Annotated in this window: 16 protein-coding genes and 1 pseudogene; 11 read left to right on the top strand and 6 right to left on the bottom strand. The window is 36.2% G+C overall.

The window, feature by feature from the left end; translation table 11 throughout:
- The 4 genes and pseudogenes from ILA26_RS03655 to argF form a co-directional block, all read left to right on the top strand.
- Window positions 1-121, top strand: a pseudogene (locus tag ILA26_RS03655) (IS5/IS1182 family transposase); the annotation flags it as partial.
- Between the two features lie 111 nt (window positions 122-232).
- A complete protein-coding gene (gene purD / locus ILA26_RS03660; protein ID WP_292894169.1) occupies window positions 233-1,543 on the top strand; it encodes a phosphoribosylamine--glycine ligase in 1,311 nt (436 codons plus the stop codon).
- A gap of 62 nt (window positions 1,544-1,605) precedes the next feature.
- Window positions 1,606-2,400 carry a TMEM175 family protein gene (locus tag ILA26_RS03665; RefSeq protein WP_292894171.1) on the top strand — a complete coding sequence of 265 codons (795 nt, stop codon included), beginning with the start codon at window positions 1,606-1,608 and terminating at the stop codon, window positions 2,398-2,400.
- A 61-nt stretch (window positions 2,401-2,461) separates the two neighbouring features.
- Window positions 2,462-3,370: an ornithine carbamoyltransferase gene (gene argF / locus ILA26_RS03670; protein WP_292894172.1), complete on the top strand. Its 909-nt coding sequence runs from the start codon at window positions 2,462-2,464 to the stop codon at window positions 3,368-3,370.
- Here argF and ILA26_RS03675 read toward each other — a convergent pair.
- Together ILA26_RS03675 and ILA26_RS03680 are read right to left on the bottom strand one after the other, a co-directional pair.
- Window positions 3,367-3,633, bottom strand: coding sequence for a zinc-ribbon domain-containing protein (locus tag ILA26_RS03675; RefSeq protein ID WP_292894174.1), 267 nt, complete (start codon window positions 3,631-3,633; stop codon window positions 3,367-3,369). The two genes, argF and ILA26_RS03675, sit on opposite strands and share 4 nt — an antisense overlap.
- A complete protein-coding gene (locus ILA26_RS03680; RefSeq protein WP_292894176.1) occupies window positions 3,623-3,955 on the bottom strand; it encodes a DUF2085 domain-containing protein in 333 nt (110 codons plus the stop codon). The genes ILA26_RS03675 and ILA26_RS03680 overlap by 11 nt, the downstream gene beginning before the upstream one ends.
- 99 nt (window positions 3,956-4,054) lie before the next feature.
- Between ILA26_RS03680 and ILA26_RS03685 the strand changes: the two genes are divergently transcribed.
- From ILA26_RS03685 to ILA26_RS03705, 5 genes are all read left to right on the top strand, one after another.
- Window positions 4,055-5,749 (top strand): acetolactate synthase large subunit, encoded by a 1,695-nt coding sequence (locus ILA26_RS03685; RefSeq protein ID WP_292894178.1) that lies wholly within the window; start codon window positions 4,055-4,057, stop codon window positions 5,747-5,749.
- Window positions 5,750-6,235 carry an acetolactate synthase small subunit gene (ilvN, locus tag ILA26_RS03690; RefSeq protein ID WP_292894180.1) on the top strand — a complete coding sequence of 162 codons (486 nt, stop codon included), beginning with the start codon at window positions 5,750-5,752 and terminating at the stop codon, window positions 6,233-6,235. It abuts the gene before it with no gap.
- Between the two features lie 2 nt (window positions 6,236-6,237).
- The gene (locus ILA26_RS03695) at window positions 6,238-6,765 is read left to right on the top strand and encodes a carbonic anhydrase (protein WP_292894182.1); all 528 of its coding nucleotides are present in this window, start codon (window positions 6,238-6,240) and stop codon (window positions 6,763-6,765) included.
- Window positions 6,766-6,911: 146 nt separating this feature from the next.
- Window positions 6,912-7,904: a ketol-acid reductoisomerase gene (ilvC, locus tag ILA26_RS03700; protein ID WP_292894184.1), complete on the top strand. Its 993-nt coding sequence runs from the start codon at window positions 6,912-6,914 to the stop codon at window positions 7,902-7,904.
- 93 nt (window positions 7,905-7,997) lie between these two features.
- A complete protein-coding gene (locus ILA26_RS03705) occupies window positions 7,998-9,005 on the top strand; it encodes a methanogenesis marker 12 protein (RefSeq protein WP_292894186.1) in 1,008 nt (335 codons plus the stop codon).
- A gap of 37 nt (window positions 9,006-9,042) precedes the next feature.
- Here ILA26_RS03705 and ILA26_RS03710 read toward each other — a convergent pair whose 3' ends face one another.
- On the bottom strand, window positions 9,043-9,240 hold the full coding sequence (locus ILA26_RS03710) for an LSM domain-containing protein (RefSeq protein ID WP_292894188.1): 198 nt from the start codon (window positions 9,238-9,240) through the stop codon (window positions 9,043-9,045).
- A gap of 75 nt (window positions 9,241-9,315) precedes the next feature.
- On the opposite strand from ILA26_RS03710, the gene ILA26_RS03715 reads away from it, so the two are divergent.
- Entirely contained in the window at window positions 9,316-9,459 is a 144-nt protein-coding gene (locus ILA26_RS03715) for a hypothetical protein (RefSeq protein WP_292894190.1), read from the top strand.
- Here the strand turns inward: ILA26_RS03715 and surE are convergent.
- Window positions 9,448-10,227 (bottom strand): 5'/3'-nucleotidase SurE, encoded by a 780-nt coding sequence (gene surE, locus ILA26_RS03720; protein ID WP_292894192.1) that lies wholly within the window; start codon window positions 10,225-10,227, stop codon window positions 9,448-9,450. The two genes, ILA26_RS03715 and surE, sit on opposite strands and share 12 nt — an antisense overlap.
- 128 nt (window positions 10,228-10,355) lie before the next feature.
- Between surE and ILA26_RS03725 the strand changes: the two genes are divergently transcribed.
- Complete coding sequence (locus ILA26_RS03725; protein ID WP_292894194.1) at window positions 10,356-11,255, top strand: restriction endonuclease; 900 nt, start codon at window positions 10,356-10,358, stop codon at window positions 11,253-11,255.
- Window positions 11,256-11,297: 42 nt separating this feature from the next.
- Here the strand turns inward: ILA26_RS03725 and ILA26_RS03730 are convergent, their stop codons facing one another.
- Window positions 11,298-12,344, bottom strand: coding sequence for an oligosaccharide repeat unit polymerase family protein (locus ILA26_RS03730; protein WP_292894196.1), 1,047 nt, complete (start codon window positions 12,342-12,344; stop codon window positions 11,298-11,300).
- A 1-nt stretch (window position 12,345) separates the two neighbouring features.
- Complete coding sequence (gene cfbB, locus ILA26_RS03735) at window positions 12,346-13,695, bottom strand: Ni-sirohydrochlorin a,c-diamide synthase (RefSeq protein WP_292894198.1); 1,350 nt, start codon at window positions 13,693-13,695, stop codon at window positions 12,346-12,348.
- Window positions 13,696-13,919 lie beyond the last annotated feature (224 nt).

Genomic DNA, 13,919 nt, shown 5'->3' on the forward strand with positions numbered 1-13,919 from the left:
ACACAAATACACACCAAAATCAGTTGCAAAAACCGTATATCTAAATGTATTTTTAGGAGCCCTAATCATATCACAAGGATACTACTCAAAAACGGCCATACAACAATTATCTGAGAACTAAAAAATTCAGGCCCCTAAATAGTATTTTGTCATGGTTATTATATTTTATTAGTTTTATTAAAACTTTTAAATATTTTTAAATATATAACTTAAATCAATAGGAGACTAAATTATGAAGGTTTTAGTTGTTGGAACTGGTGCTCGTGAAAATGCAATAGCTGATGCTTTAAAAGATGATGTTGAGTTATACGTTTACATGAGTAAAATTAACCCTGGTATGTCCAAAATCGCTGAATATAAGCAAGGCGATGAAGGAGAAGTTGAAAAAGTGGCACAATATGCCGTTGAAAATGACATTGACATAGCATTCATCGGTCCTGAAGCTCCCCTTGGAAAAGGAATTGTTGACGAGCTTCAAAAAAACGGAATCAAATGTGTGGGACCTACCCAAAGTGCAGCACGTATTGAAACTGACAAGTCATTCATGAGAAAACTGTTTGAAGACTATGAAATCGAAGGATCTTTAGTTTACAAAGTATTTGACAATTCTGCTGACGTTTCAAAATTCCTTGATGAATTTGACCGTGATGTAGTTGTTAAGCCAGTCGGATTGACCGGTGGTAAAGGCGTGAAAATTGTAGGTGACCACCTTAAGGACAATGAGGAAGCAAAAGAATACTCCTGTGAAGTAATTGATAATGTAATGGGAGGATTTGCTCAAGTTATCATCGAGGAAAGATTAATAGGTGAAGAATTCACTATCCAGGCATTCTGTGACGGTGAGCATTTGGCTCCAATGCCTGCAGCACAAGACCACCCTCATGCATTTGAAGGGGACGTCGGTGCAATAACCGGTGGTATGGGATCTTACTCTGATGTCGGTGGATTATTGCCATTCTTAACTCAGGAAGATTATGATGCAGCTGTTGAAATCATGCAAGCTACCTTAAAGGCTATTGCTGAAGAAGCTGAACCATACAAAGGAATCCTATACGGTCAGTTCATGCTAACCGCTGACGGACCTAAACTCATTGAATACAATGCAAGGTTTGGAGATCCTGAAGCAATGAACGTATTGCCACTTCTCAAAACTCCATTGGCTGATGTATGTCAAGCTATTGTTGACGGCACTCTTGATGAAGTTGAATTTGAGGACAAGGCTAGCGTATGTAAATATATCGTACCTGACGGATATCCTGAAACCGAACATGCCGGCGAAGTTATTGAAGTTGATGAGGAAGCTATTGAGGATATGGGTGCAAAAGTGTTCTATGCAGCCGTATCTCAAGAGGAAGATGGAATTCACTTGTCCGGTTCAAGGGCATTAGGAATCGTTGCTAGTGGAGATTCCATTGAGGAAGCTGAAAAGATAGCTGAAAAAGCATGTGAGTTTGTTAAAGGTAACGTTTACCACAGAAGCGATGTAGGTACAACCGACCTTGTAAACAAACGTGTAGAACATATGAAAGAAATTTTAAACTAAATTTCTTTTTTTTTTAGTCGGGTGATATTATCGAACCGGATGAGCTTAATGATTCTCGAGAATTGCAAGATTTAAAAAATTTCATCAATGATGAAGTTTCCCTGATTGCCGGCGAGTTTGACACTGAAGATATTGAAAAAATCAAAAATCTTACAGATGACTTGAAGAAGAAATACTCCAATACCCCTTCATTTGAAGAGAAAATTGACGATGCCAAAACCAGTTTTTATCAAAGGTTCAAGCAATCCTTTGAACGCAATATTGATATCGATCCCGGAAGATTGATGGGTTTGACCGACGGTATTTTTGGTATGGTAATGACCCTTTTGGTTTTTGGTATGGCTTTGCCTGAAGCTCAATTGTTGACTGTTGGGGACTTTTCGGCCTTTTTGATATCAATTGCCCCAACATTCGGTTTCACTATTGTAAGTTTTATTCTGGTCAGTTCCTTTTGGATATATCACCATGAATTTATAAAGATCAATTCATTGAATATGCCTTACTTATGGATTAACATATTGTATTTGGCTTGCATATCATTTATTCCTTTTACAACTTCCTTGATAGGTACATATTCACGGTTTTTCCTAGCTGAAGTGGTATTTGGAATAAATATTTTATTGACAATCCTGTTCTTTTTAATCATGTATTCATATGCATACAAAAAAGGATTTCTGGAAAATAACCCTTCAAAAAGTGAAAATAAGTATGTATTCAATACATTGCTCTTGATTATGGGATTAACCGTTATTGTAAATCTCTTGGATTTCAATGTTTCAAGCAATTTCATTTATCTATTCTTATTGGTTCCTGTAATATCTACTTTGAGAGATATTAATTTTAGAATGAGCTCATAGAAACATTTAATATATATAAATAAAATATATTTATTTTTATTAAGATTATAAGGGGATTATAATGGGTAGTTTATTATCAATAACAGACATCAAAGATGATGTTAAAGATATTCTAGAGTTGGCTAGTCAGATTAAGGCAGGCGAAGTAGAGGAAAAACCTCTTGAAGGAAAGACATTAGCAATGATTTTCCAGAAGTCATCAACCAGAACAAGAGTTTCTTTTGATGTTGGAATGTATCAATTGGGTGGAAGAGCAATTTTCCTATCTTCCAATGACTTGCAGATGGGTAGAGGCGAACCTATTTACGACACTGCAAAAGTTTTAAGCCGTTTCGTTGATGGAATAATGATTCGTGCTATTAAACACAGTGATGTTGAAGAACTAGCTGAACACTCTGATGTCCCTGTCATCAGCGGATTGACCGATTTTGAACATCCTTGCCAAGCATTGGCCGATGCATTAACAATCAAAGAGCATCTTGGTGATTGGGAAGGTAAAAAAATCTGCTTTGTCGGTGATGGAAACAATGTATGTAATTCCCTTTTATTAATCGCTCCATTGCTCGGAATGGACATGTCAGTGGCCTGTCCGAAAGGATATGAACCTTCAGAAAAAATTCTAAAAATCGCTAATGAATATGCTAGCGAAAACAATACTCAAATCACAGTAACTGATGATATTGGTGTTGCTTTGGAAAATGTTGATGTTGTCTATACTGATGTATGGGTAAGTATGGGCGATGAGGCTGAAGCTGCTCAAAGAAAAATGGATTTTGCACCGTTCCAAGTAAACTCAGATTTAATGAGTTTAGCTAATGATGGAGCTATTTTCATGCACTGCTTACCTGCAATCAGAGGTCAGGAAGTAACTGCTGAAGTGATTGACGGACCTCAGTCAGTTGTCTTTGATGAAGCTGAAAACAGGATGCACGCTCAAAAAGCTGTTTTATATCACTACATGAAGGACTAGAATCCGCTGAATAGTGCGGATATTATAAATATTAAAAACAATCCGACACAACAGCATGCAATCCAGCTACCTGAATCGGATGAGCTGCTTTTGGTTGTGGTGGTCTGTGTTGTTTGTTGGTTATTGTTATAATTATTATTTTGATTTTTAACAGGAGTGTCGATCACTTCTGCCTTTTTAACTTCTTCTTTTAATTTAGCACCGCAATTTTTACAAAAAACCGCATTTTCCGGATTTTCCTCACCGCAATTTCTACAAAACATTTAAAATCCACCTTAATATTATTTTAATAAAGATTATCAAACCTATTCCACCAACAAATCCTGTAATGAATCTCAAGGTGTTTGTGCTTTCCCTTGGGCCAAAGTACTGTGTTAATCCATCTATTGCCACGGGAACTAAAAGAATCATTGAAATGAATAGCATATTCCAGTTGTAGGGATGCTTATAAAAGACATAGGCTATTAAATAGACAATTAAACCAGTATAGAATCCGGTGCACCTGGCACAGACTGGAAACTGATGTCCTCTTATAAAAAAGCTCCTTTCAGGGATTCGGTGACATAGGTATTTTGTGAAATTCATTTTATCACACAATGTATTAACATTAATATGATTTCAATAATTATATATATTTTTGTATTCAAAAGTATTTGTATAATATATGAAAAAAAGGTTTTTACAATGAGAGGCGGAGAAGCAATAATAGAATCCCTCAAGAATATGGGGGTCAAAACAATATTTGGTTATCCTGGCGGACAAACCATTCCTTTCTATGACATGTTATATGATGCAGACATTGATCATATACTAGTAAGACACGAACAAGCCGCAGCTCACGCAGCTGATGGTTATGCAAGGGCATCTGGTCGTGTTGGGGTGTGTTTGGCAACCTCAGGTCCTGGAGCAACCAATCTTGTAACTGGTATAGGAACAGCATTTATGGATTCTTCTCCAATTGTGGCAATTACCGGTCAAGTTCCTACTCATTTGATTGGAAATGATGCATTCCAAGAAGCTGACATCATTGGAATTACAATGCCTATTGTAAAGCATAGTTATCAACCGAAAAGTCCTGATTTAATTCCTTCAATGATTAAGACAAGTTTTGAAATTGCTTCAACTGGAAGACCTGGACCCGTTTTAATCGATGTGCCTAAAGAGGTTCAGGAAGGGGAATTGACTAAATTTGATGATTCTTTAATCGACACTCCGGGTTACAACCCAACAATTAAAGGTAACCTTAGACAAATCAAAAAGGCTCGTGACTTAATTAAAGAAGCTAAGAAGCCTTTAATTTTAGCTGGTGCTGGAGTAATAATATCCAATGCATGCTGCGAATTGAATAAATTGGCTAAAACAATTAATGCACCTGTAATGACATCACTTTTAGGTAAGGGTGCTTTTGATGAGACTGATGATTTGGCATTGGGCATGCTCGGTATGCACGGAAGGAAAGTTTCAAACGATTACATTAATGAATCTGACTTATTAATAGCTATTGGTGTAAGATTTTCAGACAGGACCACAGGTAGATTGGATAGTTTTGTGCCTGAAACCAAGGTCATTCACATTGATATAGACCCTGCTGAAATCGGAAAGAATGTTGATGTTGACTTGCCGATAGTCGGTGACGCTCGCAACATCTTATCTTCATTAAATAAAGTTTTAGAAGGTTATAATCCATCTGATGAAGTAAATAATTGGACAGATATGTTAAAGGTGAAAAAACAAGAATTGCGTCCTCGTGTAACCTATGATGATGTGCCTTTAAAACCTCAAACTGTTATAAAGGAAATTTCAGAGGCTTTAACTCCTGAATCCATATTGACAACTGATGTTGGACAGAACCAAATGTGGGCAGCACACTTCTTTGAAACCCAAAAGCCACGTAAGTTCATATCATCCGGTGGACTTGGAACAATGGGATTCGGATTCCCTGCAGCTATCGGTGCTAAAGTTGCATGTCCTGAAGACCCTGTTGTATCAATCAACGGTGACGGTGGATTCTTGATGGTCTGTCAGGAATTGGCTACCGTTCGTGAATATGACTTGCCTGTAATAGCAGTTGTTCTAGAAAACAGAACTTTAGGAATGGTATACCAATGGCAAAGCTTATTGTATAATGAAAGACACTCACAAACCTTGCTTGGTAATAGTCCAGACTTCGTTAAACTCGCAGAAAGTTTTGGTGTTAATGGAGTAAGAATCACAAAACCTGGTGAGACTAAGGAAGCATTGTCTGCTGCAATAAAAGACAATGAACCTGTTTTATTGAATGTTGTAATTGATTCTGAAGAGGCATTGCCTATGCTTCCTCCTGGAGCTGGAATAAATGAGATGATTGGTGAGTATAAACTTGAAAAGGATGTGATTTAAATGACTTTAGAATATCACGTTATTTCAACACTTGTTGAAGACAAACCGGGGGTTTTGCAGAAAGTTGCTGGAATGTTCAATAGAAGAGGATTCAACATTGACGGTATTACTGTTGGAAGTTCAGAAGTCGAAGGACTATCCCGTATGGTGATTACAGTTCATGCGGATGAAAAAGGTTTGGAACAAGTAATGAAACAATTAAATAAATTAATTGACGTTATCAAGATTAAAGATATCACTGAAAAAGCTGTTAAAAGGGAACTGTGCCTTGTTAAGGTAAATATTCCTAATGCAAAAGCAAGAGCAGAAATAATGCAATATTCTAATATCTTCAGAGCACACATATTGGATGTTACAGAACAGTCATTAATGATGGAGCTCACTGGAGATAAAAAGAAAATCAATGCATTCATATCTTTATTAGAGGGCTATGGAATTAAAAGAATAGCTCGTACTGGCCTTACAGCTATGTCAAGGGGAGTATAAAAATGACTATATTAGAAAACGTATTAAAAGACAATAAGGAATTCGTGGAAAACTTTGAAGGCGAAGAAATGTCTCACCATGCAGCTAAAAAGTTAGCTATCCTAACCTGTATGGACTGCAGATTAATCGACTTTTTTGAACCTGCACTCGGTCTTAAAAGAGGAGATGCAAAAATCGTCAGAAACGCTGGTAACTCAATTGTTGGGGAAGATGCAATAAGATCCATCGGTGCAGCTTTATACAACCTTGGTGCTGAAGAGGTGATGGTTGTAGGTCACACTGAATGTGGTATGGCTGGTGCTGACGCTGAGGCATTAAAAGAAAAAATGCTTGCAAGAGGAATTAAGGAAGAAGACATCGCTAAATATGATTTGGCTGAATGGATTGGTGGATTTGAATCTGAAGAGGAAAACGTTAAAAACGTTGTAGAAAAAATCAAAAATCACCCATTGATTCCTGATGTGCCTGTTCACGGTCTCATTATTGACATTGTGACTGGTGAGTTGAAAGTTTTAGTAGATGGTTACTAATCCCATCTTTTATTTTTTTTATTTTTAATTATTTATGCAAAAAGTATGGCTCTAAAAAGGTACTTTTATTAATATTGAAATTCAAATTTATAGTTTGATATTTTAAATATCTTAACTTTTATTAATTATTCAAAGAGATGATTTAAATGAAAATGTATTACGACGATGATGTAAATACAGATGCTCTTGAAGGAAAAACCATTGCTGTAATCGGTTATGGTTCACAAGGAAGAGCACAATCTAGAAACATGGCTGATAGTGGAGCTAATGTTATTGTAGGTTTAAGAGAAAACGGTAGTTCTTGGAACGTTGCTAAAGAAGATGGAATGAATGTAAAATCCATCGAAGACGCATCCAAAGAAGCTGACATTATTCACATCTTGCTTCCTGATGAAATCCAAGAAAAAGTCTACAATGAACAAATTGCACCTAATGTTGAAGCTGGTAACACCATTTCATTCTCTCACGGTTACAACATTCACTTTGAATTAATCAAACCTGGCGAAGATGTAAACATAGTAATGTTCGCACCTAAAGGACCTGGATCCATGGTAAGAAGAACTTACGAAGAAGGATTCGGTATTCCTGGTTTAGTAGCAGTAGAACAAGATGCAACTGGTGATGCTTTACAATTAGCATTAGGTATGGCAAAAGCTTGTGGTTTAACCAAAGCTGGTGTTTTAGAAACCACTTTTAAAGAAGAAACCGAAACCGACTTATTCGGTGAACAAACCGTATTGTGCGGAGGTATCACTGAATTGATCAATGCAGGTTTCACCACCTTGGTTGAAGCTGGATACCAACCTGAAATCGCTTACTTCGAAACCTGTCACGAAGTAAAACTCATCGTAGACTTAATCTATGAAAAAGGTTTCGCTGGAATGTGGCATGATGTAAGTAACACCGCTGAATACGGTGGATTAACCAGAGGTAAAAAAATCATTACCGACGAAGCAAAAGAAGGTATGAAAGAAACTTTAAAACAAATCCAAGACGGAACTTTCAAAAAACAATGGGCTGAAGAAAACGCTACCGACGGCGCTAACTTAAAAGAAATGAGAGCAGCTGAAGGTCAAAAAGAAATCGAAATTGTTGGAGAAAGACTCAGAAAAGCTTGTGGATTACAAAAAGATGATTAAATTCATCTTTTAAATTTTTTATTCTTTTTTTCTTAAACATAACTTTTTTAACTATTGATTTTAATACTTATATCTAATTGAGGGGAGTTTTATATGGTTTTTATTGGAATGGATCATGGAACAACAGGTATCTCTTTTTGTTTGATGTCCCATGATGGCGAAATAATCGATATCTTTAAAATTGATAGGGAAGACTCTAAAAGCGGTAAGGTTTCCGCCATTGAGGAGTTGTCAAAAAGGGTCGACTTGGATTCTGTCAAGCTCATGGCAATTACATATGCAATGGGTGACGGATTCAGCAAAATCTTGCCTATTGATAAGGTTGAAGACAGAGGAATATTGTCAATCAATGGTGCAGGCAAGGTCACAGGCGGCGGAACATCAGTATTTTCCGAGCTTGAAAATTCAGATATCCCAACAATAATGATTCCTGGTCTTCACAAGGGTTCAGATTCATTGGATAAATTGTTTAATGCGGCTTATTCTCACCAGGCAAGTCCCGAAAAGGTAAGCATCTCATACAATGCGTTCAAGGAGACAGGATGGAAAAATTATATAGTTGCAGACATATCCTCCAACAGTGTGGACATACTGATTGAAGACTCCAAAATCAAGGGGGCAATCGATGCATGTCTTGGAGCTATGGGAATTGTCCACGGACCGCTTGACTTGGAGATGTTGAGAGATATCGATGAGGGAAGGCGCGGAGCCAACGAATGCTTTTCACATGCAGGTGCCATCAAGATTGCAGGCATCGACGGCAAAGTGGCCAACATGAAAGACCAATTGCTTGAAAACTATAGAAACGGTGATGAAAAGGCAAAATTGGCTATCGACACATTGATAATGACCGTTGCGATGGAGATTGCAGGTTTGGATGTAGTCTGTGAAAACGAGATAGAGGGAATAGTATTGACAGGTTCCATCGGAAGCGCAACCGAACCTTTCAACTTTGAGGATGAAATCAACAAGTATTTCAAAGGTAAATACGAGTTAAAAGTAATCTCAAAAGAATCAGGAGCAATTGGCGCTGCTCAAATTGCACAGGATGTTTTCAACGGTGCAGATAATATTTTAGGTATTGAGGTTGATTTTGAATAATTTTGTGGTGTTTGCGTAAAAATGGTTTAGGTGATAGTTATTCGTTTAAACTAACGTAAACTATATTTCCACCTTTTAAAGTTTCAATACCGTTATCATTTTCTAAAACGATGTTTAAATAATTATCAATAGCTATTATTTTTCCTTCAGCCTGATTATTATCTCTTAATTCTACAACTACATTTTTGTTTTTAAACTGTCTGAATAATTTATTCACTTGATCTCTATCTGACATGATTTTCAATCCTTTAATAGTATATTATAATTTCATATTCTAGATTTATATACTTTAATGTTTTAATATTATAGCATGGCAATTAATCAATTAGAAAGCAACTTAGCTGCTATAACAAGAACTTTGGTTAAACTTGAAAAAGACGGATGTACTGATGAAAAAATTTTAAACGAGCTTCGTGAAGAAAGAGATAAAATCCTTAAAGAGTTAAATCTCTAAATAATCTTTTAATTTTTTTGTATCTCCAGTCATATCAATTCTTATTGGAGTTATTGTGGTTTTTTGTAAATTTTGCAAGGTATGGCCATCGCTTCCATGCTCATGGTGTTCATATGGATCGCCGTCTATCCAGTAGTACGGTTTTCCACGTGGATCCATTCGCTTTTCGATAACTGGAACATACATCCTTTCGCTTAAGTTAGCTATTTCAAATGTATCGTCTGAAGGATTAGCGGGAACATTGACATTCAGCAAATCAATTCCTTCAGGCAACCCTTTTTTTAAAACAATTTTTGCCAATTTATTAAGCATCTTGCATGCAAAATCAAAATCTACCTGATTGGCTCCGTTTTCAAATTTTATGTCCTCGCGTGTCACTTCCTGTGATATTGCGATTGTAGGGATTCCAAAACTTGCTGCCTCTATTGCAGCCCCCAGTGTTCCGGATGTTGTAAGTTCAGCTTTTCCAATGTTGAATCCAGTGTTTATTCCTGAAATCATTATGTCTGGCTTTTCATCCATTATTTCAAATAAAGCTAGGGTAACGGCGTCAGTAGGTGTTCCAGTAACTCCATATCCAATACTTCCATCTCTTAAAATGTGTTTATTTAATCTTAAAGGTTCATATAATGTTAGTGCATGGCCTATTCCACTTTGTTGTGTTTCAGGAGCTATTACATATGTTTCACATAAGTTTTCAACCGCTTTTTTGGATGCAAGTATTCCTGATGCGGTTATTCCGTCATCATTACTTATTAGAGCTTTCATATATTTAATAAAGCAGTTCTTTTTTTAAATAATTTTAGGTTTTCTTAGATTTACATAAAAAACTTTAATAATAATTTAGATTATAAAATATATTATTAATTTTAGAAAAAACACACGCGGGTGGAAACTTGGAAAAACCACAATTAATTAATTTTGTAGCAAAGGTAATGGAGGATTCAGGTTTTAAGGTCTATAAGAATTTTAAAACCTCACAGAAAGTTATTGACATATATGCTATTCTACCTACAACAATTGGGGATTTTGGTGTAGTTGTAGCATGTAAAAACTATGATAAGACTTTCCAGATAGGTGTGGATGTCTTGAAGGAAATGGAAGATATTCAAGAGACCATTAAGGCTTCTAAAGTGCTAATCGTTTCTTCATCTTATTTCTCTGAACAGGCTAGAAACTATGCACTTAGGAAAAACATCAAATTGGTAGACAGAGATGGCTTGCTTGAGCTTGCAAAGAAATATCAAGACAGAACCAATCAAACAACTTTGGATAACACACCTTATGATGGCGGAGCTTCATATATTGAAGAGGAATATCCAGAGTATAACTATGATGCCTCTGACATGGAATACATAATGCAGAGAAGGGACGCTAATCCTACAGTTTATAAAAACACATTGTATAGGCAAATCGATGAAGTGCAGCCAAGAATAGGATTAGGATTACTAAACAAGGCTCGTCTTCCATCCAGAGACCCGTACGCTCAAACCAACTTGTACAATTATGATGCAAGATCAGGTGGGATACTTTCAAATCCTTTAGTATTTAAACTCATCAAAAATCCAATAGTCTTAATCCTTCTTGTAGTGGTATTTTCATATCTCATTTCATTCATTGCGGGACATCTATTGGGAATGGATTCTGGAATCACTGGATTAATTGAGATGGTTGTTGCTTTACTCTTATCCTACGGTTTATCCCTTTACACCGATAGGAACGCTGATTTCATTGTTAAAGGAACATTCATATTCTTCATTTCATTAATAATCTTAATATTATTAATTTTCGTATAGAATTAATTGTGGTTAAAGTTTAATGAGAATTAATTTCTCATTTCACTCTCTATTTTTTAAGGATATGACAATATAAACCAGTCCTATCAGGTATAGGAACCAGATCATGATGTCCGTTGGACCTGTTTCTATCCAGATAATTGTATGTGTTAAGATAATTGAGTATATTCCAATTCCAATTCCTTTTTTTAATTTATTGAGCAATCCGAGAAATGCTCCCATGAATAACATTTGAATTGTAAGGCCAATGTATCCGAAATCAAGCATGGCCGGTCCGAAGAGTGTTGAAGTCAAGCAAACATCATAGTGCAATACATAATTTCCGACAAATGTTCTAGGGCTTCCGGATGAAAAAATCATGCTTAATATATGGCCATGGGTGGTTCCGGCCAATGGAATGATTTTTTCAAACACTTCCAATGTGAATGCGGCACGATAAAATATTAATTCTAATGGATTTAGTGTCCAATGTTGTGTTGCAATTGATTGGGATGCTATGTAACCTACAGCCATGAGTCCGATTACAATCAGTGCAATGAACGCTATTCCTATTTTTCTTGATATCTTATCTAAATAATATAATGTAATGAATGAACTTCCTAAAATTCCCAAAACGGAAGTTCTGTATCCGTTAAGGCCGAATATTAATGCTCCTGCAAGGATTAACAACAGATATTTCCTATTGTAGTATTTTGCAAGAATCAAGTTAATCATTATTAAAAATAGAGGGTAAGCTATTCTCCAAATGTTTGTTGTGGCGTTTGCCTTTAAAGTACTGTTGAAAAGAGGTATTCCTCCAAGCAGAACTAGGTTTAAGGCTTGTAAAATTAAGGCGATTATTGTTAATCCAACTAACAGTTTTTCATTTAAGAAATTAAAATCCTGGCCCTTTTCAATACTTATCTTCTTGTTTGCAATGAAATAGCCAGCAATAAAAACTATGCAGGCGAATATTATTGTTAATATCACTTCTGTTTTCAATGGATCTTCAAATCTGTAGTTGAATGATCCGATGTAACCCATTGCCAGAAATGCAAGGATTCCAACAACTAATATTATTGGATTAAAGAAATCAAGTTTATTTTTCATATTAATCTCCAAGTTCTCTTGCTGAAATTGTCAGGTTTCCTCCGAAATCAGGCATTGCTGCCACATGAGTATGAACATAGCTTGCAAGAGTGTTTTTTTCCATGAAACCGTCTTGTAGGTTGTATGACCCCTTTCCTCTTGTGATTTTGAATGCCAATGGATTTTCCAGTTTGTTTACAATGACTTTTGAATAGTGGAATTCGTGGCCGTGGAACACTTCTCCCTTCTTGGATATGATGTTGTCCTCCTGCACTTCAGCTATTGTATATTTCAGTGCTTGAACACGGTCTGTAAGGACAGATTTGTAAGGATAAATGTCAACGACCTTGTCGTCATGTATTGAGTTCATAAGATACATCAGACCTCCGCATTCGGCGAATATCGGTCTTGATTCGTTGTGGAACTGCTTTATGTCCTTGAGCATTTGTGAATTTGATGACAATTCCTTTGAGAACAGTTCAGGATATCCTCCTCCGATATATAGTCCGTCCACATCGGGGAGATTTTCATCGTTAAGCGGTGAGAAATATTCTATTTTAGCGTTGTTCGCTTCCAATGATTCAATATTTTCCTTATAGTAGAAATTGAACACCTCATCATATGCAACACCTATTTTAACCGGTTGCTTGTTTAGCTTGTTCCAGATCGGGATTGTTTCAGATGTGATTTTTGGAGCGGATTTGGCTATTTCCACCAAGCGGTCCAAGTCAATTGATTCCTTGATGGTTTTTGACCATATGTCGATGAATTTGATTGATGTTTCCCTTTCACGTGCAGGAACGAGGCCCAAATGGCGTTGTTCAATTGAGATGTTGTCATCCCTTATGTTTCCTCCGATGACTTCAGTTTTTGTAATTTCTTCAATTGACCTTTTGGTTTTCTCATAATGTGCCTTGTTTTTGACCTTGTTAAGGATTACTCCGGCAATGTTTATTTCGGGGTCAAGTGCCTTAAAGCCTAAAACTAAGGCCGCTGCACTTTTCACTAAACTTCTTGAGTTGATAATGAGTATGACTGGTGCTTTAAGTGCCTTTGCAACACTGGCTGTGCTTCCAATATCATTTATTGAATCAATTCCCTCGTATAGTCCTCTGACTCCTTCAATCACTGCCATGTCCTTGCCGTTCATGGCCTTTATGAATGAATCCCTAATCTGGCCCTCTTTCATAAAAAATGAGTCCAAGTTTCTTGAGGTGTTGCCTGTAGCCAATGTGTGGTATGATGGGTCGATGTAGTCTGGTCCGACTTTGAACGGCTGAACATCATATTTTTCACTTAAGGCTTTCATAATTCCGGTTGCAATTGTTGTTTTTCCAACTGCACTGCCGGTTCCTGCTAAAATAATTCTCATGATATTATTATTTATTGGCGGTATTTTATTAACTTATCGGGAAGTTCTCAATAGTAAATTGTAATATTTTTTTTACTTTAATTTGGGTTTTTATTAGTAATTAAAGTAATTTGTAATATTTTTTTATCTATTTTTGAGGACGACTCAAAATTAATTATTTTTTTGAGTCTGTAAAATTTCATAGGCTTCTTTCAAATTTTATTTTTTTACACTTGAAATTTCAC

The sequence above is a fragment of the Methanobrevibacter sp. genome (assembly GCF_017940815.1).
Taxonomy (GTDB): Archaea; Methanobacteriota; Methanobacteria; order Methanobacteriales; family Methanobacteriaceae; genus Methanocatella.

Coding starts and splice junctions, on each gene's coding strand:
- ILA26_RS03695 (WP_292894182.1), top strand. CDS start 6,238: ATGACTATATTAGAAAACGTATTAAAAGACAATAAGGAATTCGTGGAA.
- ILA26_RS03685 (WP_292894178.1), top strand. CDS start 4,055: ATGAGAGGCGGAGAAGCAATAATAGAATCCCTCAAGAATATGGGGGTC.
- ILA26_RS03705 (WP_292894186.1), top strand. CDS start 7,998: ATGGTTTTTATTGGAATGGATCATGGAACAACAGGTATCTCTTTTTGT.
- ilvC (WP_292894184.1), top strand. CDS start 6,912: ATGAAAATGTATTACGACGATGATGTAAATACAGATGCTCTTGAAGGA.
- cfbB (WP_292894198.1), bottom strand. CDS start 13,695: ATGAGAATTATTTTAGCAGGAACCGGCAGTGCAGTTGGAAAAACAACA.
- ILA26_RS03675 (WP_292894174.1), bottom strand. CDS start 3,633: ATGTTTTGTAGAAATTGCGGTGAGGAAAATCCGGAAAATGCGGTTTTT.
- purD (WP_292894169.1), top strand. CDS start 233: ATGAAGGTTTTAGTTGTTGGAACTGGTGCTCGTGAAAATGCAATAGCT.
- argF (WP_292894172.1), top strand. CDS start 2,462: ATGGGTAGTTTATTATCAATAACAGACATCAAAGATGATGTTAAAGAT.
- ILA26_RS03715 (WP_292894190.1), top strand. CDS start 9,316: ATGGCAATTAATCAATTAGAAAGCAACTTAGCTGCTATAACAAGAACT.
- surE (WP_292894192.1), bottom strand. CDS start 10,227: ATGAAAGCTCTAATAAGTAATGATGACGGAATAACCGCATCAGGAATA.
- ILA26_RS03710 (WP_292894188.1), bottom strand. CDS start 9,240: ATGTCAGATAGAGATCAAGTGAATAAATTATTCAGACAGTTTAAAAAC.
- ilvN (WP_292894180.1), top strand. CDS start 5,750: ATGACTTTAGAATATCACGTTATTTCAACACTTGTTGAAGACAAACCG.
- ILA26_RS03730 (WP_292894196.1), bottom strand. CDS start 12,344: ATGAAAAATAAACTTGATTTCTTTAATCCAATAATATTAGTTGTTGGA.
- ILA26_RS03680 (WP_292894176.1), bottom strand. CDS start 3,955: ATGAATTTCACAAAATACCTATGTCACCGAATCCCTGAAAGGAGCTTT.